This is a genomic window from Pseudomonas sp. SW-3, from assembly GCF_016615645.1.
Classification (GTDB): Bacteria; Pseudomonadota; Gammaproteobacteria; order Pseudomonadales; family Pseudomonadaceae; genus Aquipseudomonas; species Aquipseudomonas mandelii.
On sequence record NZ_CP067098.1, the window covers coordinates 3,877,825 to 3,898,221 of the forward strand.

General features: G+C 60.8%; 21 protein-coding genes. 12 read left to right on the forward strand and 9 right to left on the reverse strand.

Translation table 11 applies throughout. The annotated features are described in order from the left end of the window. Window positions 1–36 precede the first annotated feature (36 nt). Window positions 37–825 carry an SDR family oxidoreductase gene (locus JIO00_RS17275; protein WP_200666391.1) on the reverse strand — a complete coding sequence of 263 codons (789 nt, stop codon included), beginning with the start codon at window positions 823–825 and terminating at the stop codon, window positions 37–39. A gap of 154 nt (window positions 826–979) precedes the next feature. Here JIO00_RS17275 and JIO00_RS17280 point away from each other — a divergent pair, with 154 nt between their 5' ends. From JIO00_RS17280 to JIO00_RS17290, 3 genes are all read left to right on the forward strand, one after another. Then, entirely contained in the window at window positions 980–2,146 is a 1,167-nt protein-coding gene (locus JIO00_RS17280) for an iron-containing alcohol dehydrogenase (RefSeq protein WP_083376489.1), read from the forward strand. Window positions 2,147–2,159: 13 nt separating this feature from the next. Continuing rightward, window positions 2,160–2,474, forward strand: a complete 315-nt coding sequence (locus JIO00_RS17285) for an NIPSNAP family protein (RefSeq protein WP_077749436.1) — start codon at window positions 2,160–2,162, stop codon at window positions 2,472–2,474. 142 nt (window positions 2,475–2,616) lie between these two features. Continuing rightward, window positions 2,617–3,600 carry a cyclase family protein gene (locus tag JIO00_RS17290; protein ID WP_200666393.1) on the forward strand — a complete coding sequence of 328 codons (984 nt, stop codon included), beginning with the start codon at window positions 2,617–2,619 and terminating at the stop codon, window positions 3,598–3,600. On the opposite strand, the gene JIO00_RS17295 is transcribed toward JIO00_RS17290, so the two are convergent. From JIO00_RS17295 to JIO00_RS17305, 3 genes are all read right to left on the reverse strand, one after another. Then, window positions 3,593–4,522, reverse strand: coding sequence for a LysR family transcriptional regulator (locus tag JIO00_RS17295; protein WP_010455268.1), 930 nt, complete (start codon window positions 4,520–4,522; stop codon window positions 3,593–3,595). The two genes, JIO00_RS17290 and JIO00_RS17295, sit on opposite strands and share 8 nt — an antisense overlap. Window positions 4,523–4,594: 72 nt before the next feature. Further along, window positions 4,595–6,178, reverse strand: a complete 1,584-nt coding sequence (locus JIO00_RS17300) for an aldehyde dehydrogenase (NADP(+)) (RefSeq protein WP_200666395.1) — start codon at window positions 6,176–6,178, stop codon at window positions 4,595–4,597. Window positions 6,179–6,343: 165 nt separating this feature from the next. Next, complete coding sequence (locus tag JIO00_RS17305) at window positions 6,344–7,282, reverse strand: cyclase family protein (protein WP_200666397.1); 939 nt, start codon at window positions 7,280–7,282, stop codon at window positions 6,344–6,346. A 584-nt stretch (window positions 7,283–7,866) separates the two neighbouring features. Between JIO00_RS17305 and JIO00_RS17310 the strand changes: the two genes are divergently transcribed. From JIO00_RS17310 to JIO00_RS17335, 6 genes are all read left to right on the forward strand, one after another. After that, window positions 7,867–8,142 carry a hypothetical protein gene (locus JIO00_RS17310; protein ID WP_200666399.1) on the forward strand — a complete coding sequence of 92 codons (276 nt, stop codon included), beginning with the start codon at window positions 7,867–7,869 and terminating at the stop codon, window positions 8,140–8,142. A 285-nt stretch (window positions 8,143–8,427) separates the two neighbouring features. Continuing rightward, the gene (mgtA, locus tag JIO00_RS17315) at window positions 8,428–11,148 is read left to right on the forward strand and encodes a magnesium-translocating P-type ATPase (RefSeq protein WP_200666401.1); all 2,721 of its coding nucleotides are present in this window, start codon (window positions 8,428–8,430) and stop codon (window positions 11,146–11,148) included. Window positions 11,149–11,334: 186 nt separating this feature from the next. Next, window positions 11,335–12,990, forward strand: coding sequence for a Na/Pi cotransporter family protein (locus JIO00_RS17320; RefSeq protein WP_102595061.1), 1,656 nt, complete (start codon window positions 11,335–11,337; stop codon window positions 12,988–12,990). Beyond that, window positions 12,978–13,352: an SLOG family protein gene (locus tag JIO00_RS17325; protein WP_010455279.1), complete on the forward strand. Its 375-nt coding sequence runs from the start codon at window positions 12,978–12,980 to the stop codon at window positions 13,350–13,352. The genes JIO00_RS17320 and JIO00_RS17325 overlap by 13 nt, the downstream gene beginning before the upstream one ends. A 16-nt stretch (window positions 13,353–13,368) precedes the next feature. Beyond that, window positions 13,369–14,136 carry a hypothetical protein gene (locus JIO00_RS17330; RefSeq protein ID WP_200666403.1) on the forward strand — a complete coding sequence of 256 codons (768 nt, stop codon included), beginning with the start codon at window positions 13,369–13,371 and terminating at the stop codon, window positions 14,134–14,136. A gap of 106 nt (window positions 14,137–14,242) precedes the next feature. Then, the gene (locus tag JIO00_RS17335) at window positions 14,243–14,560 is read left to right on the forward strand and encodes a DUF2388 domain-containing protein (protein ID WP_083376481.1); all 318 of its coding nucleotides are present in this window, start codon (window positions 14,243–14,245) and stop codon (window positions 14,558–14,560) included. A gap of 63 nt (window positions 14,561–14,623) precedes the next feature. Here JIO00_RS17335 and JIO00_RS17340 read toward each other — a convergent pair whose 3' ends face one another. Then, complete coding sequence (locus JIO00_RS17340; protein ID WP_200666405.1) at window positions 14,624–15,544, reverse strand: pyridoxal-phosphate dependent enzyme; 921 nt, start codon at window positions 15,542–15,544, stop codon at window positions 14,624–14,626. A 100-nt stretch (window positions 15,545–15,644) separates the two neighbouring features. Further along, a complete protein-coding gene (locus JIO00_RS17345) occupies window positions 15,645–16,436 on the reverse strand; it encodes an SDR family NAD(P)-dependent oxidoreductase (RefSeq protein WP_200666407.1) in 792 nt (263 codons plus the stop codon). A gap of 124 nt (window positions 16,437–16,560) precedes the next feature. Here JIO00_RS17345 and JIO00_RS17350 point away from each other — a divergent pair, with 124 nt between their 5' ends. Then, complete coding sequence (locus tag JIO00_RS17350) at window positions 16,561–17,508, forward strand: GlxA family transcriptional regulator (RefSeq protein WP_200666409.1); 948 nt, start codon at window positions 16,561–16,563, stop codon at window positions 17,506–17,508. Between the two features lie 3 nt (window positions 17,509–17,511). Here JIO00_RS17350 and JIO00_RS29965 read toward each other — a convergent pair whose 3' ends face one another. Beyond that, window positions 17,512–17,634: a hypothetical protein gene (locus tag JIO00_RS29965; protein ID WP_267912093.1), complete on the reverse strand. Its 123-nt coding sequence runs from the start codon at window positions 17,632–17,634 to the stop codon at window positions 17,512–17,514. A 225-nt stretch (window positions 17,635–17,859) separates the two neighbouring features. On the opposite strand from JIO00_RS29965, the gene JIO00_RS17355 reads away from it, so the two are divergent. Beyond that, the gene (locus JIO00_RS17355) at window positions 17,860–18,519 is read left to right on the forward strand and encodes a methyltransferase family protein (protein ID WP_109636092.1); all 660 of its coding nucleotides are present in this window, start codon (window positions 17,860–17,862) and stop codon (window positions 18,517–18,519) included. A 105-nt stretch (window positions 18,520–18,624) separates the two neighbouring features. Here JIO00_RS17355 and JIO00_RS17360 read toward each other — a convergent pair whose 3' ends face one another. Then, a complete protein-coding gene (locus JIO00_RS17360) occupies window positions 18,625–19,293 on the reverse strand; it encodes an HAD-IA family hydrolase (protein ID WP_200666410.1) in 669 nt (222 codons plus the stop codon). A gap of 53 nt (window positions 19,294–19,346) precedes the next feature. Next, window positions 19,347–19,748, reverse strand: coding sequence for a response regulator (locus JIO00_RS17365; RefSeq protein ID WP_200666412.1), 402 nt, complete (start codon window positions 19,746–19,748; stop codon window positions 19,347–19,349). A 200-nt stretch (window positions 19,749–19,948) separates the two neighbouring features. Between JIO00_RS17365 and JIO00_RS17370 the strand changes: the two genes are divergently transcribed. Then, window positions 19,949–20,389, forward strand: a complete 441-nt coding sequence (locus JIO00_RS17370) for a hypothetical protein (protein WP_200666414.1) — start codon at window positions 19,949–19,951, stop codon at window positions 20,387–20,389. Window positions 20,390–20,397: the final 8 nt, after the last annotated feature.

Consider the following 20,397-nt stretch of genomic DNA (forward strand, 5'->3'; position numbering starts at 1 on the left):
GATTAGGGGATCACCAAACGTCATCCCCCGAAAAGATCAGAACGTCCCGGGGTAACTGCCGCCGTCCAGCAGCAGGTTTTGCCCGGTGAGGAAACCGGCATTGGCGCTGCAGATGAACGCGCAGTAGGCGCCGAACTCATCGGGTTGCCCGAAGCGCTGGGCCGGCACGTGCTTGCGCCGCTGTTCGCTGATGCTTTCGACGCTGGTGCCATTGGCCTCGGCGGCGGCGCTCAGGGTCTTGTGCAAACGCTCGGTCTCGAACGGTCCCGGCAGCAGATTGTTGATCGTCACGTTATGCCCGGCCAGCCGCGACTGGCGTGCAAGCCCGGCGATAAAACCGGTCAGGCCACTGCGTGCGCCGTTGGACAGTCCCAACACATCGATTGGCGCCTTCACCGCGCCGGAGGTGATGTTGACGATACGCCCGAAACCGCGCTCGGCCATGCCATCGACGCAGGCCTTGATCAGCTCGATGGGCGTGAGCATGTTGGCATCCAGCGCCTTCAGCCAGTCGTCGCGCTGCCAGTCACGGAAGTCTCCCGGAGGCGGTCCGCCGGCGTTGTTGATCAGGATGTCCACCTGCGGACATGCCGCCAACACCTGGTCGCGCACTGCGGGCGTGCTGATGTCCCCGGCCACCGTGCGCACGTCGATGCCCGGCGCCAGGCTGCGCAATCCTGTAGCGGCAGCTTGCAAGGTTTCGTCACCCCGGGCGTTGATCACCAGGTTGACGCCCTCCTTCGCCAAGGCCCGCGCACAGGCCAGACCCAGGCCCTTGCTGGCGGCGCAGACGATGGCCCAGCGACCTGAAATACCCAAATCCATGACGATGCTCCTGACGGTTGGAAAACCTCACGTTACCACCAGGACCCGCCTCGCCGTGGGATGACAAAGGGTGATCGGCGGATCAGACCTTTTCATTATCGGCCGCCTCCCACGCTTATTACTGTCTGCGGACCAATAAGAACCGGAGAAACCCATGAACCCGTTCCAGTTTTATTTCCCCACCACTTTGAAAAGCGGCAACGGCCTGGTGCGTCAGGCCGGTGCATTGCTCAAGCCCCATGTTCGGAAAAAACTGCTGGTGGTCACTGACGCAGGGCTGATGGCGTCGGGCGTGATGGAAGGTTTTTTCGCCTCCCTGGCCGAGAGTGACATCGGCTATGAAGTGTTTTCCGGCGTCGAACCGAACCCCACCACCGACGTGCTGGAACGAGCCGTGGCCTTCCTGAAAAACCACGACTGTGACTCGGTGATCGGTGTCGGTGGCGGCAGCAGCATCGACACCGCCAAGGGCGTGGCAGCCATGGCCACCAACCCCGGCAACATCCTCGACTACGAGGGCTACGACAAACTGCTGCACCCACCCCTGCCGATCTTCGCGATCCCGACCACCTCCGGCACTGGCAGCGAATGCACCGCCTCCACCGTGTTCACCAACACCAAGACCCTGTTCAAAACCGTGATCATCAGCCCGGCGCTGTTTCCGAAACTGGCGATTCTCGACGCCGAGCTGACGCTCAAACTTCCACCGTCGATCACCGCTGCGACGGGCATGGACGCCTTGACCCACGCCATCGAATCCTACGTGTCGAAGCAGGCCAACCCGGTCAGCCAGGCCCTGGCGCTGCAAGCGATCAAGATGATCTGCACGCACCTGCCCAAGGCATTTTTCAGCGGCTCCGACCTGCACGCCCGGGAACAGATGCTGCTTGGGTCGTTCCTCGCGGGCGTGGCCTTCGCCCAATCGAAACTGGGCAACGTGCATGCGATCTCCCATACCTTCGGCGGCGTCTTCAACATTCCCCACGGCATCGCCAACGCCACGCTGCTGCCCTACGTCATCGAATACAACCTGGCGGCCTGCCCGGAGCTGTTTCGCGAGATTGCCATCGCCATGGGCGAAGACATCGACGGCCTGAGCCTGGCCCGCGCCGGGCACAAAGTGGTGGACCACGTGGTGGCGCTGAACAAGGCCATCGGCATTCCCGACAACATCAAGGACCTGGGCGTGGACCTGGATTACATGCCGCAAATGGTCAGTGACTCGATGCGCAGCGGCAACGTGCTGGTCAACCCACGCCTGACCACCGCCGCCGACATTGAGCGAATCATCAGCAACGCCTGGCACGGCATTCATTCCTGAAGAGAACACGCCCATGTTTTACGAAATGCGCACCTACACGATTCAAATCGGAAAAATGCAGACCTACCTCAAGCACTTCGAGGAGGCCGGGCTACCCGTGATCTCCCGCTACACCACGCTGGTGGGTTGGTGGTACACCGAAATCGGCGAGCTGAATCAGGTGATCCACATCTGGGCCTACGAGAGCCTTGATGACCGGATCAAGAAACGGGCCGCGCTGTATCAGGACCCTGACTGGCTAGAGGGTTTCGTGCCGAAAGCGTTCCCGATGCTGGAAAAGATGGAATCGAAACTGCTGATCGCCGCCGATTTCTCCCCGATCAAATAAACCCCTGTGGGAGCGAACCTGCTCGCGATAGCGGTATGTCAGACGCATCAAGGTTAACTGGCACTCCCCATCGCGAGCAGGCTCGCTCCCACACGGGGATTTGTACTGGCCTGCCGAATCGGCTCAAACCAAGGACAACCTCATGTGCGACCACAATCCCAACAATACCGCCGCCGACCGATCTCCCGACATCAAGGCCTTGCTCGAAGGCCTGCCCACTAACTGGGGCAAATGGGGGCCGGACGATGAAGTCGGGGCCCTGAATTACCTGCAAAGCGCCGAGATCCTCCGGGGCATCGCCTCGGTGCGCCAAGGCAAGACCTTCACCCTGCAAGTGCAGATCGGCCATCCCAAGGGCGAGCCGTTGTGGCCCGGCCGACGCCCGTCGATGCGTGTCAACGTGCTGGACAAGGGCCACTTCCTGGCGGGCAAGACCCACTTTGACGGTCACGTGGAATACGCCGACGATGTGATCTTCATGCACCTGCAAGGCTCGACCCAATACGATGCGCTCGGCCACGTCTGGCACGACAACAAACTGTGGAACGGCTACGACGCCATGAGCACCATCGGCAGCATGGACAAGGCCAGCATCCTGCCGATTGCCGAACGCGGAATTGTCGGCCGCGCGGTGCTGATCGACATGGCGCGCCATCGCGGCAAAGCGGTGCTGGACAAGGGGGAAACCTTCAACCACCTGGACCTGTTGGCCGCAGCAAAAGCCCAGGGCATCGAGATCCAGAAGCGCGACATCCTGATCATCCGCACGGGTTGGATCGGCTCGTTCTATGAGCGCGAACCGGAAGAGTTCTATAAGGACTTCGCCGAGCCGGGCCTGACCTTCAGCCGCGAACTGGTGGAGTGGTTTCACCAGATGGAAATTCCCAACCTGGTGACCGACACCATGGCCAACGAAGTGGCGGTCGACCCCACCTCGGGCGTGCTGATCCCGCTGCACAATGCCTTAATGCGCAACCTCGGCGTGACCTTCACCGAAGTGGCGCTGCTCGACGACCTGGCCACAGATTGCGCCGAAGACGGCCAGTGGCAGTTCCTCTACACCGCCGCGCCGTTGAAGATTGTCGGCGGGACCGGTGCGCCAGTGAATCCGATTGTGATCAAGTAGTCAGGTCCTGCTTCAGCTCGTTGATCAGCAGGGTCGCTGCCGGAGACAGGTCGGCGCCGGCCCGGCTGATCACACCATAAGGCTCGATCAACGCGCGCATGGACACCGGCAATTTCACCAGCAAATCGTGTTGCTCGCAGAATTGCGCGACTTCCACCGGGATCACCGCCAGCAAGGTCGGGTCCTGCTGCACCAACAGAATGGTGGCGAAGGTCGATGAGGTTTCCAGCGGATAACGCGGAATCTCCAGCCCCGCCTCATTTAACTCACGCTCCAGGGCCTGGCGCATCGGCATGTCCTTGGGGTAGACCACCCAGCGGTAATCGCTCAGTTGCGACAACTGCAACGACTCGGCACGGGCCAACGGATGGTCTTTGCTGGCGACCACCGCCAAGGGCTCTTCGCTGAGTTCGATGCAGTCATAAGCGTCCGAGCGCTGGCCGACGCTGGTGCGACAGATCGCCAGGTCCAGCCGCCCTTGATCCAGCAAACCGAGCAAGGTGGCGCTGGTGTTTTCCACCAGTTCCACGGACAACTCCGGCTGCTTGAGCCTTAATTCGCTCAGGGCCCGGGTCAGCAACGGCACCGCGCCCATGATCACGCCTACCGACAACCGCCCGCCCTGGCCCTGCATGATGCTGAGCATTTCCTCGCGCAAATGTTCGACGTCGCTGTAGATCAGCCGTGCATACCGAATCATGCAACGGCCCATTTCATTAGCAACCAGGCCCTTGGGCTGACGTTCGAACAGCGGCATCCCAAGCAACGACTCGACTTCGTGCAAGGCCTTGGTGGCGCCGGACTGGGAAATCGAAATGTGCTCGGCGGCCTTGTGCAACGAGCCACGATCGTCCAGCGCGATCAGCAACCGCAGTTGTTTGAGTCGAAGCCGCGAAGCGATGCTGCCAAGTGAAGGAACCATATCGGTGTGTGCTCGATTCAATGGACAAATCCGTCAGGCCCACGCCGCCATTTGCCGACGTGGGCAAAGTGGTTAGCTCAGGGGCGCCCTGCTCCACTGGCCATCGACCAGTCGATTGAGGCTCAGCGGGTTAGCGTTTTGCAGCGCCTGGGGCAGGTACTCATCAGGATAGTTCTGGTAGCAGACCGGCCGCAGGAAGCGATCAATGGCCAAGGTGCCGACTGAGGTGCCGCGGGCATCCGAAGTGGCTGGATAGGGTCCGCCATGCACCATCGCATCACTGACCTCGACGCCGGTCGGGTAGCCGTTGAGCAGCAAGCGTCCGACCTTGTCTTCGAGTAGCGGCAACAGCTCGCCGAAGCGATCCAGGTCCGCCGGATCGGCAATCAGCGTGGCGGTCAGTTGACCGTGCAAACTGCCGAGCACGGCGCGCAGTTGGTGCCGGTCTGCGACCTCCACCACCACCGTGGCCGGGCCGAAGATCTCTTCCTGCAACAACGGATCGCCGTCGAGCAACAACTGTACGTCGGCCTTGAACAGCTGCGGTTGCGCCTTGGATTTGCCCTGCGGCTGACCGGCGAGGTGATCGACCCGTTCGTGGGCCACGATGTGTTGAAGACCTGCGCGATAGCTGTTCAGGGCGCCAGTGTTGAGCATGGTCTGGGCCGGTTGGCTGCCCATGTTTTGCGCGAATACGTCCAGGAACTCGCTGAACTGCGGCGAGTGCAGGCCGATGATCAGTCCGGGGCTGGTGCAGAACTGGCCGCAGCCCAGGTTGATCGACGCGGTCAGTTCCTCGGCGACTTGGCTGCCACGGGTGTTCAGCGCCTCAGGCAGCAGGATCACCGGGTTGATGCTCGACATCTCGGCGAACACCGGGATCGGTTGCGGGCGCGCGGCGGCCAGGTCGGACAAGGCTCGACCGCCCTTCAATGAACCGGTGAAACCGACGGCCTTGATGCCATCGGCCTTGACCAACCCCTGGCCGACACCCGCGCCGTAAATCATGTTGAACACGCCCGAAGGCATGCCGGTGCGCTGTGCCGCGCGCACGATGGCGCTGGCCACGCGGTCCGCGGTCGCCATGTGCCCGCTGTGGGCCTTGAACACCACCGGGCAACCGGCGGCCAGCGCAGAAGCGGTATCGCCACCGGCAGTGGAAAACGCCAGTGGGAAATTGCTCGCTCCAAACACGGCGACCGGGCCGACGCCGATGCGGTACTGACGGATGTCCTGGCGCGGCAACGGTGTGCGTTCGGGCTGAGCCTGATCGATCCGCGCACCGAGAAAATCACCCCGGAGCAACACCTGCGCAAACAAGCGTAACTGGCCCGTGGTGCGATTGCGCTCACCGCGAATCCGCCCTTCGGGCAAGGCGGTTTCCTGGCACACCAAGGCGATAAAATCGTCACCCAGCGCATCGATTTCATCAGCTATTGCGCCAAGAAACTCCGCACGTCGTAACGGCAACAGCTGACGAAACGGGGCAAAAGCTCGCGAGGCGGCCGTCACTGCCAGCGCGACTTCCTGATCATTGGCCTGATGAAAAACATAGGGCAGTGCTTGCCCGGTGCTGGCGTCGAAACTCTGCAACGTTTCGCCGCCCAGAGCGCTGCGCTGCCCGTCGATAAACTGCTGGCCCAAAATAGCGGACATCAAAAACTCCCTCGCCGGCGTTCGGCAGGCGATCATTCGAATTGAAGGGGTACGCCGAAGGCGCACGCTTCACTCTATTGGCCGGGCTGATGGGCAACAAATGACAACAACGGGCCAGGGGATGAGTATTCGTCATCCCCCGCCCGTCATCGGTGGCACCAGGTGTCAGTGAATCGCGACCGGGTTGATGTTGACCTGGGTCGAGCCCTTGTACAGCGGCTGTCCGAGGACGAACATGAACTCCCAGGCCTTGTCCTTCACCAGCGCGCGGCTGTCGATCAATTCAAGGTTGTAGATGCCGTTCTTCGCCAGCATGAACTGGTTGACCGGGAACTCCTTGCCGTCTTTCGCCGGGTAGATCTCCGAGGCCCAGGTGTCGCCGCCGAACGCGACGATCTGCTTGTCCGCCAACCATTTGGCCGCCGCCATGCCGATGCCCGGCTCCACGGCGAGGAATTTCTCGTTGTCCTTGCCCAGCAGTTCCAGCCAACCGGTGTTGAACAGCACCACGTCGCCCTTCTGGATGCTGATGCCTTGCAGGTCCAGTGCCTTCTGGATGTCGGCAACGCTGAACTCGGTTTTCTCCGGCACGATGGCGCTGCCGTACACGGCGGTCATGTCCAGCACCACGCCACGGGTGACGATGGGCGGGACTTTTTCGATGCCGAGTTTTTTCACGCCTTCGACGGTGACGAAGTCCGCCGCACGGTTGCCGTTGTAGTAGACATTGTCGATGCCGATATGGCCGATGCCGTTGAGTTGGGTGCCGACACCGGTCCAGCCGACCACCAGTTCATCGTTAAAGGTGAACTTGTTAGGCCCCATGGTGGTGCCACCCGCCTCGCCCGGCTGGATGTTGGTCAGGTGAAAACTGCGGTGACGGAAGGCTGGCAGAGTCTTGTCGATGGGCACGGCCAGCGGATAGGTTTTGCCGCTCTTGATCAATTTGGAGGCGTTGATCACCGACTCGGCGTTTAACAGATTCAGCGCGCCGATTTCATCGTTGGCGCCGTATTTCGAGGGATACCATTTTTCGCTATCCGCCGCATGGGCGGCATGGAAGGTGAACAACAGGGCAAACGGCAGTACCAATCGGGTCAGCATGAGCGGGTCCTTGTGAGGTTGCAGTGGACCCAAGGTACGCAGCCCGTCCTTGCCGAAACAGACAGGGATGGGCAATACAATTGTTCTGGATTATCACGAGTGCCATCGGTGGGATGTGAGCCTGCTCGCGACAGCGGCGGGTCAGCCAGCATCGACGTCGGCTGACAGACCGCTGTCGCGAGCAGGTTCACTCCTACAGGGAATGTTGTAAGCCGGAGGGCCATTAGGGGGCTGGCAGCCATTTCGTATGCAACTAACTGTCAATTAGCTGAACCAGTTCTAACTTCAATATCAAGTTTCGATGTTTTCCCCATTCATCTTGGTATTTGGCGGGTATTGGCAGTTGACTTCACCCACCTCCCTGAGTAAATTGCCCGGGCCTTCGACGAAGGCCTTTTTTCAACTCACAAAAGAATCCAATGGACACAGTATCTAGTCGCTGTCGGGTCACTGCGAATTCGCGGAGCCTGGCACATAACCCAGTAAATGACGGGACTCGATTTTTCGGTCGGGTGAGCTGCGCTAGAGCTTGATGCTCCACCGTAACTTGCCTCACCGGCGTCCGTCCGGTCCAGAGGCATGTTATGAACTTCAAAACCACCGTAATGCCGGGCGTGCGCGCCTTTGCATCGACCATGCGGGTCAAGCTGTGCCGTGAACGCCTGTTGACGACTTGGGTCAGCGCCCCGTTTTCCACCCCTTCTGCCCCTGCCAAGGCACACCCTCGTGCCAACTGGCGCGTCTGCCCGATGACGGGTCGGCTTCAGCAACGCTGGAGCTTCGACGACAGCCAGGAACCACCGAGTCGGCGCATCGCGCGGATGCTCGGCCTTACCCTCGAGCCCCGCGCATTCAGTTGACCTGAAGACACTTTAAAGTTCTTCCCCAGCGTTTTCCTTGATAGGGAATTCGGCAACTTCTTATTGCCTGTTAAAACACAAAGTTATCGGAGTTAATTATGGACGAAGCCAGTAGACGGTTCGCTGCGCATCAACTTTTCATTGATACGCAGCGAACGTTAAAACACAAGAAAACAACACTTTCGAAATTGATCGCCTGTTTGCGACTCGACCTACATTCGCTCGCCTATGAATAGTTGAGCGAGCCGTGTGTCGTGCCGCAAGACGGCGGCAGGAGCACACACAATGACGACTGTAAAAACGCCGAATACTCGCGCCAAAGGCGCCAGCAGCGATAACGCCAAACTGTCGATGCGCGCCGCCCGGGAAGCGCAAAACAACCTGACCGTGACCCTCGCCAATCTCAACGCCACCCCTGACGGTTTGACTGAACTCGAGGCCGAAGGCCGGCTAGCCCGCGCAGGCTATAACGAGGTCGCCCACGACAAGCCGCCTCACGCCATCGTCCAACTGCTCAAGGCCCTGAACAATCCCTTCATCTATGTCCTGCTGACCCTGGCAGGCATCAGTTTCTTCACCGATTACTGGCTGCCGATCAGCCAGGGCGAAGGCGACGAAGCGGACCTGACCAAAGTCATCATTATCATGACCATGGTTACCCTGAGCAGCCTGCTGCGGTTCTGGCAGGAATACCGCTCGGCCAAATCCGCCGAAGCCCTCAAAGCCATGGTGCGCACCACCGCAACCGTGCTGCGACGCGGACAAAACGGCAACACCCCGGTGCTGCGCGAAGTGCCGATGCGCGAACTGGTGGCCGGCGACATCGTTCAGCTCAGCGCCGGGGACATGATCCCGGCGGACATCCGCCTGATCGAATCCCGCGACCTGTTCATCAGCCAGGCGGTGCTGACCGGCGAAGCCTTGCCTGTCGAGAAGTACGACACCCTGGGCGACGTCGCACAGAAGTCGGCGACCCGCAGCGCTGCCGATCAATCCAACCTGCTGGACCTGCCGAACATTTGCTTCATGGGCACCAACGTGGTCAGCGGCACGGCCAAAGCGGTGGTGGTCGCAACCGGCCCGCGTACCTACTTCGGCTCGCTGGCCAAAGCGATTGTCGGTTCGCGGGTGCAAACGGCCTTCGACCGCGGGGTGAACAGCGTCAGTTGGTTGTTGATCCGCTTCATGCTGGTCATGGTGCCGATCGTGTTCCTGCTCAACGGCTTCTCCAAGGGCGACTGGAGTGACGCGTTCCTGTTTGCGCTGGCAGTCGCGGTCGGCCTGACCCCGGAAATGCTGCCGATGATTGTCAGCGCCAACCTGGCCAAAGGCGCGATGGCCATGGCCAAGCGCAAAGTGGTGGTCAAGCGCCTCAATGCGATCCAGAACTTCGGTTCGATGGACGTGCTGTGCACCGACAAGACCGGCACCCTGACCCAGGACAAGATCATCCTTGAGCACCACGTCGACAGCAACGGCCGGCGCGACGACACGCTCCTCGAACTGGCGTGGCTCAACAGCCATCACCAGAGCGGTCTGAAAAACCTGATGGACCAGGCGGTGGTGCAGTTCGCCAACGCCAATCCAAAATTCAGGGTGCCGTTTGCCTACAGCAAGGTCGATGAGTTGCCGTTCGACTTCGTCCGTCGGCGCCTGTCGATCATCGTCAAGGACAGCCGCGACGATCACCTGATGGTGTGCAAAGGCGCGGTCGAGGAAATGCTGAGCATCACCAGCCACATTCACGAAAACGGCACGGTCGTGGCACTCGATGCACAGCGCCGCAAAGACCTGCTGGCCCTGGCCAACGAGTACAACGAGGACGGTTTCCGGGTGCTGCTGGTCGCCACCCGCGAGATCCCGAAAGCGCAAAGCAAAAACCAGTACAACACCGCGGATGAGCGCGAGCTGGTGGTTCGCGGCTTCCTGACCTTTCTCGATCCACCGAAGGAAACCGCGGGCCCGGCGATTGCCGCGCTGCGCGACATGGGCGTGACCGTCAAGGTGCTGACCGGCGACAACGCGGTGGTGACTTGCAAGATCTGCCGGGAAGTCGGGCTGGAACCCGGTACGCCGCTGCTCGGGCCAGACATCGAGAACATGGACGACACCACCCTCAAGCTGCGGGTCGAAGAACGCACGGTGTTCGCCAAGCTGACGCCGCTGCAAAAGTCCCGGGTGCTCAAGGCGTTGCAGGCCAATGGTCACACCGTGGGCTTCCTCGGCGACGGCATCAACGACGCCCCTGCCCTGCGCGATGCCGATGTCGGCATTTCGGTGGACAGCGGCACCGACATCGCCAAGGAATCGGCCGACATCATTCTGCTGGAGAAGAGCCTGATGGTGCTGGAGGAAGGCGTGCTCAAGGGCCGCGAGACCTTCGGCAATATCATGAAGTACCTGAACATGACCGCCAGCTCCAACTTCGGCAACGTGTTCTCGGTGCTGGTGGCCAGTGCGTTCATTCCGTTCCTGCCGATGCTGTCGATCCATCTGCTGCTGCAAAACCTCATGTACGACATCTCTCAGTTGTCGCTGCCGTGGGACAAGATGGACAAGGATTTCCTGCGCAAACCACGCAAGTGGGACGCGAAAAACATTGGCCGTTTCATGCTGTGGATCGGGCCGACCTCATCGGTCTTCGACATCACCACTTTCGCCCTGATGTGGTACGTATTCGCCGCCAACAGCGTGGAAATGCAGGGCCTGTTCCAGTCCGGCTGGTTCATCGAGGGGCTGCTGTCGCAGACGCTGGTGGTGCATATGTTGCGCACGCAGAAGATTCCGTTCTTCCAGAGCACGGCGGCGTTGCCGGTGATCCTGATGACCGGGTTGGTGATGGCGCTGGGTATCTATATTCCGTTCTCGCCACTGGGCACTTTGGTCGGCCTGCAACCGCTGCCGTGGGCGTACTTCCCTTGGCTGGTGGGCACCCTGCTCAGCTACTGCGTGTTCGCGCAGATCATGAAGACGATCTACATCCGCCGCTTCAAGCAGTGGTTCTGATGGCCTGAGCCCCCGGAGTACGGGGGCAAACCCAAATCACCTGAACACCACACTCCCCTGTAGGAGCGAGCCTGCTTGCGAGGCAGTGGATCACTCAACATTGATGTTGGCTGACAGTCCGCTATCGCGAGCAGGCTCACGCCTACAGGGGAATGCGCTTAACCCTATCGAAAAGGGAGAGTCCTGATGTCGGGAACGACTCTACTGATCAACCTCGCAGGCTCCATCGCACTCTTGCTGTGGGGCACTCACATGATTTCTTCGGCGTTGTTGCGCGGCTTCGGCACGCCGCTGCGCCAGTGGCTGGGCCACAACTTGAACAACCGCTGGATGGCGCTGCTGTCGGGTATCGGCATCACCGGCATCCTGCAAAGCAGCACCGCCGTCAGCCTGATGGCGACGTCGTTTACGGCCGCCGGGACCCTGGGGCTGGCGCCGGCGCTGGCGGTAATGCTCGGCGCCAATATCGGTTCGACCCTGGTGGTGCAACTGCTCAGCGTCGACGTTTCAATTCTCACCCCCATCGTGTTGCTCGCGGGTTTGATGGTGTTCCGGCTGCGCGATGATTCACGCTACGAAAGCGTCGGCTGTGCGCTGATCGGCCTGGGGCTGATGTTGTTGGCCCTGCGCATGCTCGGCTCAACCCTGGCGGACGTCGAAGGCACGCCGGTCTTCCAGCTGATCATGCAGAGCCTGGACGGCGATCTGCTGATTGCGTTGCTGGTGGCGCTGATCCTCACCTGGCTGTGCCATTCCAGCGTGGCGGTGGTGTTGCTGATCGTCTCGCTGGCCGCCACCGGCCTGCTGTCGGGAACCACCCTCGTCGCGCTGGTGCTCGGGGTGAACATTGGCGGTGCGCTGCCTTCGGTGATCAATGCCGGTTCGAGCGTCGGCCGGCGCTTGCCGCTGGGTAATCTGCTGGTGCGTGCGGTCGGTGCCCTGGTGGTGTTGCCGTTTGCCGGGCTGCTGGCCGAGCTGAAGCTGGAGCCGTCGGTGTTGGTGGTGTCGCTGCACAGCGGTTTCAATCTGCTGCTGGCGCTGGTGTTCATCGGCCTGACCGATGTGCTCGCCAAAGGGCTGACCCATCTGCTGCCGGCCCCCGAGCGGGATGTCGACCCGGGCATGCCGCACTACCTCGACGAAGCGGGTCTGGAAGTGGCCAACATCGGCCTGTCCAACGCCGCCCGGGAAGCGTTGCGCATGGCCGACATGCTCTCGGCAATGCTCGGCCGCCTGGTGCAGCTGTTCCACACCTCGGTGCCCGCCTGCGCCGATGAAGTGCGACGCGTCGATCAGTCTCTGGACCTGCTGGGCGCGGCCATTCGGGCTTACCTGGCGGACATCGGCAAGGAAGGCATCAGTGACAGCGATGCCGATCGTTCCCAGGAAATCCTGCTGTTCGTGATCAACCTCGAACATGCCGCAGACATTCTTTCCAGCAGCCTGACGCAGTTGGCCATGCGCCGCTTGCGCCGTGGCGAACAGTTCTCGGCGTTCGAGCTGGGCAACATCGCGCCGCTGCACGACGCGCTGCTGGAAAGCCTGAGCCTGGCGATCACCGTGTTTCTGCGTGAAGACATTCCCACCGCGCACCACTTGATCCATCGCAAGGAGACGGTCAGAAGGCTCGAAGCGCACGCCAGCCGCGAGCACTTTCGCAAGTTGCAGGAAGACAAGAACACCTGGGCGGAGTCCGGCGACATCTTCCAGCGGGTCCTGCGCGATTACCGCCGCGTGCATCACCACATCGCCGCCCTGGGCTATCCGCTGCTGGAGCGTGCCGGCGAGCAACCGGTCGAGAGCACCGACCTGACCAAGGAGAATTCCTCATGCGCCTCTTGATCTGCGCGGGCCGCTATTACGCCGACAGCCGTCTGTGCCGACGGGTCCTCGACGCCTTCCAGCGCCTGCACCCCGTGCGTGTGCTGATCCATGGTGGCAATCAATACCTGGGCGGTGACATCGAAGAGTGGGCCCGGGAACACGGCGCCGACATCGTGCGCTACCCGCCCAACTGGCAGCGCCACGGCAAGTTGGCTGAACGACTGCGCAACCACTTCATGTTGCTCGACAGCCGACCTGACGTGGTGATCGCCCTGCCCGGCGGCGAAGACACCGAAGAGTTGGTCGCCCGGGCCCGGACGGCCGGCTTGCAAACCCTATCGGTAGAGGATCGGGGGCTGACCGCCGCCGCCATCAAATAACTTCGAGATAAACTTCATGCAAAACCCCACTCGTCTATTCGCGTCCTTCGTGCGCAGCCTGCCAGCCGCTCAAGGCCGGCGCCTGCGCCGCAATCTGTTGTTCGTCAGCCTCACTCTGAGCCTGATTGCGGTGCTCAGCATCATCTCCAAAGCCAACGCTGCCGGCGGTGCATATACGGTGGATGACGCCGGAATCAATGCGCCCGGCGAATGCAACATCGACGCCTGGTATCAAAACGGTCGGCACGGCTCATCCAGCGGCGTGGTGTCACAGGACTGCACGCTCAAAGGCCTGCCCAACGTGCAACTCGGTGCCGCCGTGCAGCACGACCGCGACGACGGGGACTCGGAAACCCGGTTGAGCCCGCAATTCAAGGCGCAAATTTTCTCCCGGGAAGACCTTGGCCTTGAATTGGCGCTGGCGGGGTCGACTCACTTTGCCTTCAATCGGGCCCACGCCTTCGATGGCGTCGACCTGAACCTGCCCTTCACCTACCAACCTTTCGAAACCCTGCGCCTGAACCTCAATGCCGGCTTGACCCATGCCTATGACGATGGCGAGCAAAACCATCGCTGGACCTGGGGCACCGGCGTCGAATACGACCTGGCCCGTTCCCTGACGCTGATTGCTGAACGCTACGGCCAGCAAGGCGGCGAACAGGCATGGCAGGCCGGGCCAAGGTTGCATGTCGGTGAGCGCATCGACGTCGATCTGGTGGTGGGCCGCAACCTGACGGGGGAACGGGATCAGTGGCTGACCACCGGAGCAACGCTGCGGTTTTGAACGATTAGGTGCGGATAACGCATCCACAGGGAACTCCTGACGTTCGCCAGGCATCCTAAATGATGAAGTACTCCTTTTTTTGCTTCACGCTTCAGAGGACATTGCTATGCGCCGTCTGATTATCATCTCCTCATTCATGTTGTGTTTGCCCTTCGGTTCGGCCTTCGCCAAAGTGGACGCCGGCGATGTCGCCACCTCTGCGGGGGTTTCCGCATCACTGTACTCGACGTTCAAGGACCACAAACTGGCGATTCCTGCCCGTGATGACGCCTCCAGCTTCGTTGCCAGTGGCGGTACGATTCGCGGTGTGTACCTGGAGTCGGTGTTGAATCAGATTCGCCAGGAAAATCCCGGACTCGAAGCCAGCGACGAAGAGCTGGCCAGAGCCATCCTCATCCACGAAGGCGTTGCTGCTGGCCAATGAAGGTTGAAAAGGTAACGGTGGGGCTCGCGACAGCCGGATAGTCTCCAGCCCTGCCCCTTTGCTTCACCCCGCGGACAAGCGCGCCCACCCGGCCACCAGCTGCGCGCTGATGCTGACGCCGCCACACACCACAATCACCACGTCATGGGCTTCGGCGATCGCCGGATGGTCCAGGTATGCCACCGCCAATGAAACGCCGCACGCCGGTTCGACCAACTGGCGCAGGTCGTTGGCGTAACGCACCACGCCCATGATTGCCTCGTCATCACTGAGCACCACGCATTCGTGAGGAAAGTCGAGGATGTGCTGCACCGGCCACGCGGCCACTTTCGCAGCGCCCAGCGATGTCGCGACGGTGTCGATACGCGGCAGCCTGACGGGATGTCCGGCCTCGACAGCGGCGGCAAAGGAGGCTGCTCCTTGGGTTTCGCAGGTGATGATCCGGCAGTCCATGCGATGGTGCCGGATCAAACCTGTCAGCAACCCCGCCAGTAATCCACCGCCCCCTACCGACGTCACCAGCGCATCGACTTGAGGGCAATCCTCGAGGACTTCATCAATCAGGGTGCTGTGCCCTTCCCACAGCACGGGATGATCGAAGGCGGGCACGTACTCGGTATCCGCATCCTGTGAAAGCGCTTTGGCCCGTTGGTTGGCCTCGTCCCAGACCTTGCCGTGAACGATGACCTCGGCGCCGGTTTTCCTGATCCTGGCACGGGTGGTTTCCGGGGTGGTGTGCGGCACAATAATGCAGGCTTTCAGCCCGAGGGCAGCGGCGGCCATGGCGGTGGCAAAACCGGCGTTGCCGCCGGAAGGACAGACGACTTTGCTTTTGCCTTGGTCCTTTGCCTGACTGCACAGAAGGCCCATGCCGCGTAATTTGAACGAGCCGCTGGGTTGCAGGTTTTCCAGCTTGAGCCAGATGCGCCGGGTCGGCGTTGACAAGCCAAGGTGCAGAATCAAAGGCGTTCTGATGTGAAGCATTGTGTGCTCCCTTGGCAGCACCGGCCTGTCGAGGTTTCGGCGAGCCGGTGATGAACGATCCTTCTCCAAGCTTAGTTCACCCTGCCCCAGGGCTATCGGTTTACCGGTAGCGCGGTGCCGACGATGAGTGGCCGAACGAGCCTGACAGCACTTGGCGCCGGGCTTCGTAAGCGTCCCATTTATCAGCCTCGTGCAGGCCCGGGATGGTCACCACTTCACCCTTCGCCAGGCCGACCAGCGCCGCATCGACCATGTCCTCGGCGGACATCACGATCTCTTGTGGCAGGTTTTCCACCGGGTTGCCGGCCTCGCTCCAGAAATCCGTGGCAGTTGCGCCGGGCAACACCGCCTGAACGCGTATGCCTTTGTCGGCCAGTTCGTGGTGCATCGATTGGCTCAAGCCCAGCACGAAAGCCTTGGTCCCGCCGTAAACGCCGTTGAGGATTTCTGGAGCGATTGCGACGATGGAGGAAATGTTGATCACGGTGCCGGTGCCCCGTGCGACGAAGCCGGGCACCACGGCATAGGACAGACGCATCAGCGCGGTGACATTGAGGCTGATCATGGCGTCCATGTCGTCCACCGGGCTGCCGAGCAACGGCATCACGCCACCAACACCGGCATTGTTGACCAGCAAGGTGATGCTCGCGTCGTTGCGCAGAATGCTTTCAACCCGCAGCAGACCGGCCTTGTCTTTGAGGTCGGCAGCAACCACTTCCACAGCACGGCCGGTTTCGTTGCTCAGATGATTGGCCAAAGCGTTGAGTTTGCCCTGGCTGCGGGCGACCAGAATCAGGTCGTAACCCTGCCGGGCGAGACGGTCGGCGTAGACCGCGCCAATGCCCGAAGAAGCGCCAGTGATCAGTGCAGTGCCTTTGGATGAAAGAGCCATGTTCAATTTCCTTCACAGTGAGGCGATAAGGTCGCCGGGTGTGAACTGTTATAAATTGACTCACGCTCGTCTCAAATGACGTTTAAAGTACGTTTTTCGGACATTGGCTTTTGAGGGCACCATCATGACTTCCGTGGCGTTCGTGGTTTTCGAGGGGTTCCAGTCCATGGCGTTGGCGGCGATGCCGGTGTTCGAATACGCCAACTTCAGCGCTGGCGAAGCGCTTTACGAGGTCAGCGTGATCTCTGAGGAGGGTCGCTCCCTGCGGGCTTCCGGCGGCTTGAGTGTCGGCACCCAGGCGTTTGATGAGCGGGTGTTCGACACGGTCATCGTGGTCGGCGGCGATTCGATTCTCGAGCAGGCGCCCGAGGGTGTGTTGGCGTACCTGCGCGACAGCGTGAAAACCGCCCGGCGCACGGCGTCGATCTGCTCGGGGGCATTCGTGCTGGCCCAGGCCGGCCTGCTCGACGGACGGCGGGCCACCACGCATTGGGCCTATGCGCGGGACCTGCAAGCGCGGTTTCCCTCGATCAAAGTGGAAGATGACCGTATTTACGTGGTCGACGGTTCCATCTGGACTTCCGCCGGCATGACCGCGGGCATCGACCTGGCGCTGGCGATGGTTGAAAAGGATCATGGCGCTGACGTGGCCCGTTCGGTGGCGCAGAAACTGGTGATGTACCAGCGCCGCGCGGGTGGTCAGTCGCAGCATTCGGCCTTGCTGGAACTGGAGCCCAAATCCGACCGCATTCAGACCGTCCTCGGCTACGCCCGGGAACACCTGACATCGGCGTTATCGGTGGAGCAACTGGCGGAAGTGGCACGTCTCAGCCCACGACAATTCAGCCGCACCTTCCGCGCCGAGACCGGGCAGTCCCCGGCCAAGGCCATCGAAAATCTGCGCCTGGAGGCGGCGCGGCAAATGCTCGAGCGCGGACGGCTGACCCTCGACCAGATCGCCGCCGAGGCCGGCTTCACCGACCGCCGCCGCATGCGCGAAGCCTTCCTCCGGGCGTTCGGCCAACCGCCGCAGGTCATTCGGCGTAATGCCAGGTTGCAGATGACGGCGTGAGCGTCAGCGTGCGGGAAGCGCCGCCCGCAGATCGACCGTTTTATACAGCAGCATTAATCGCAGGGCCACGCCATCGGCCTGGGCCATTGGCATTGATCGCTGCATGGCGACATTGAACGAATCCATCCAGGGGGGGCATGGGGTGTAACCCTTTTTCCAGCGGTTCGAAAAAATCATCCCAGTGAATCGGAATCACCAGCCCCTTCCAGGGTTTTCTCGCAGACCCGATTCAAACGGTCCATGCACCTCTGCTTTTGCCTGACCGAAACGTTTCCTGACGCCAGCCCAAACCGGCGAATCGGCATGAACATCTACACTGAAGACATCGGTGCAAAGCGGGAATGGGTGCCCATGAAAATCTCGGCCAGGCTGGCGTTTTTCGCCATCGTTTCCACCCTCGCCTACCTCGGTCTCGCGGTGTGGGGTTTGGGCGGGTTTGCGGCGTTCTTCACCCATGCGCCGCTGGTGGTCGTTGTTATCGCCACCTTGGTAATGGTCGTTGCCTCGTTGTTCACCGAGGTTAATCTGAGCCCAGGGGAACGTGAGGACCGGGCCAACCGCTGGGTGCTGCCGGCATTCGGCGTCATAGGACTGTTGAGCGGGTACCTGCCGGCCTACACCGACCGCATCGACTTCTGGACCTTCGGCGGTGAAGGCGTGCGCTGGGTGGGGGCATTACTGTTCATTCTCGGCGGCGCGCTACGGCTGTGGCCGGTGTTTGTGCTGGGCAAGCGGTTTAGCGGGTTGGTGGCGATTCAGCCGGGGCACAGTCTGGTGACCGAAGGGATTTACCGCCGCTTGCGCAACCCCAGTTACCTGGGGATGTTGGTCATCGCCGTGGGCTGGGCGCTGGCGTTTCGCTCGGGGGTCGGGCTGTTGCTTGCGGCACTGACGGTAATTCCGCTGATTGCGCGGATTCATTCGGAAGAGGCGTTATTGAAGGCGCAGTTCGGGAATGAATATGAGGCTTATTGCGCCCGGAGTTGGCGGTTGATCCCCGGGATTTATTGAACCTGCACAGTCCCAATGTGGGAGCGAGCCTGCTCGCGATAGCGTCGGCACATCCAGCATCTGTTTGACTGAAAGACCGCTATCGCGAGCAGGCTCACTCCCACATTAGAGTGGGTGCAGGCGGATATGGTTATCGGGAGCCACTTGCGCCGCAACGGAGTCATAGTCGGCCAATGTCGCATGCACCGTCTGAATCGGATGGTCATGAGTCGAGGTAATGATCACAAGATCCGCCCCTGCCGCCTCCGCCGCCAGAATGCCCACGGCGGCATCTTCAAAGATCAGACAGTCAGTCACCTCGACTTCCAGCCGTTGAGCCGCCAGTCGGTAGCCCGCAGGATCCGGTTTTCCGGCACTGACATCTTCGGCCGTGATCATGACACCAGGCTCAGGAATCCCGGCTGCCGCCATCCGCCGCAACGCCAGCGCCTTCGGTGCAGAGGTGACGATCGCCCATTGCCTGGCTGGCAAAGACCTGAGGAAGTTCGCCGCGCCGGACACCTCGACAATACCTTCCACGTCTTCGATTTCCGCTTGTGTAATCCAGTTGGCTTCTGCCTCGGCATCCACCCCAGGCAACGCCAGACGGTTGATGGTGTCGATGGCGCGGGCGCCGTGAATGGTCGGCAGGAAGGACTCGACATCCACGCCGTGGCGCAGGGCCCAGGTGGTCCAGATCCGCTCGGCGGCGGCGATGGAGTTGAGGACAGTACCGTCCATATCGAACAGGAACGCGCGATACGGCGTACTAAAAACGGATTCGTGTGCAGACAAGGATGAGCTTCCTTCGTGTGTCAGGCAGGTCCGTTAATGTACACGAGCGACACTTACTGTCGCGACTTGAAGGCCCCCGCGACACAATCCAGCAGTTGCCCCAACGCCCAGGGTTTCTTGATGAACGACACCGCATGCCGCACCCCGGAGGATTCGGGGGTTTCAAAACCGGACATGATCATGATCGGCTTTTCGGGCCAGCGATCGCCGAACTGATTGGCCAGGTCCGCACCGTTGAGCTTGCCGGGCATGGTGATGTCCGTGAGCAACAGACCGACCTCGTTGGCGTGTTGTTCCAGGTATTCCGATGCGGCATCCGCGCTGACCTGTGGGTGAACGACAAAGCCTTCGTCCTGAAGAATTTCACAGAGAAATTCCAGTATCAGCGGGTCATCCTCAACCACCAGAATCAACCCGCCAGGAAGTTGCTCGCCCGCCGTCGGTATTGGACACATGACTTTGCCACTCCCTGATCGCATAAATGATTTCGCGGGCTCAAATCCGCGGCCTACAGGTATGAGCAGCGGACTCGGCAGAAATTCATTTTTGATACAGGAAGGTGACGAAATCAGGCGTCCTGCAGAATCAGGTCGGCGCCTACAAAGAATGAGCGCATGTTAAATTTGCGCCTTCTTAATTGGCAGACTCGTTGTCCATGTCCGAAAAAATCGCTTCAAACATCTGGACCTGGTACGGCCAGGATGAGTACCGATGCATCATCCTTGTCGGTGAACTTTGCTCGGCACTGGAGTTTTTAGCCCTTGAGGCGGCGGCACAGGAGCGTGAGATCAGTTGCTGTCTCGAGTGCAGTTTTGACGATGATGTCACCCAGTATATCGACGCTTTTCTTCGGGATTACGCAGGGCCGCTGACGCCCGAATTACGTCAGGGACTGGAAGCCTTGCAAGCTCGCTACTATCACTTGAGTGATGCTGCGCTGCTGTACCGCGAAGGCGAACGGTTCACCCAGGAAGAATGGCAGGCAATGCGGGTTGGCGCGCGCCATGCTCTGGACATGATTGGCTGGGATGACATCAAGGAACACATGGGTTCATTGACCGATGACTGTCACGCTCAGCTTAAAAAATGGGGGTGACTGAAGAT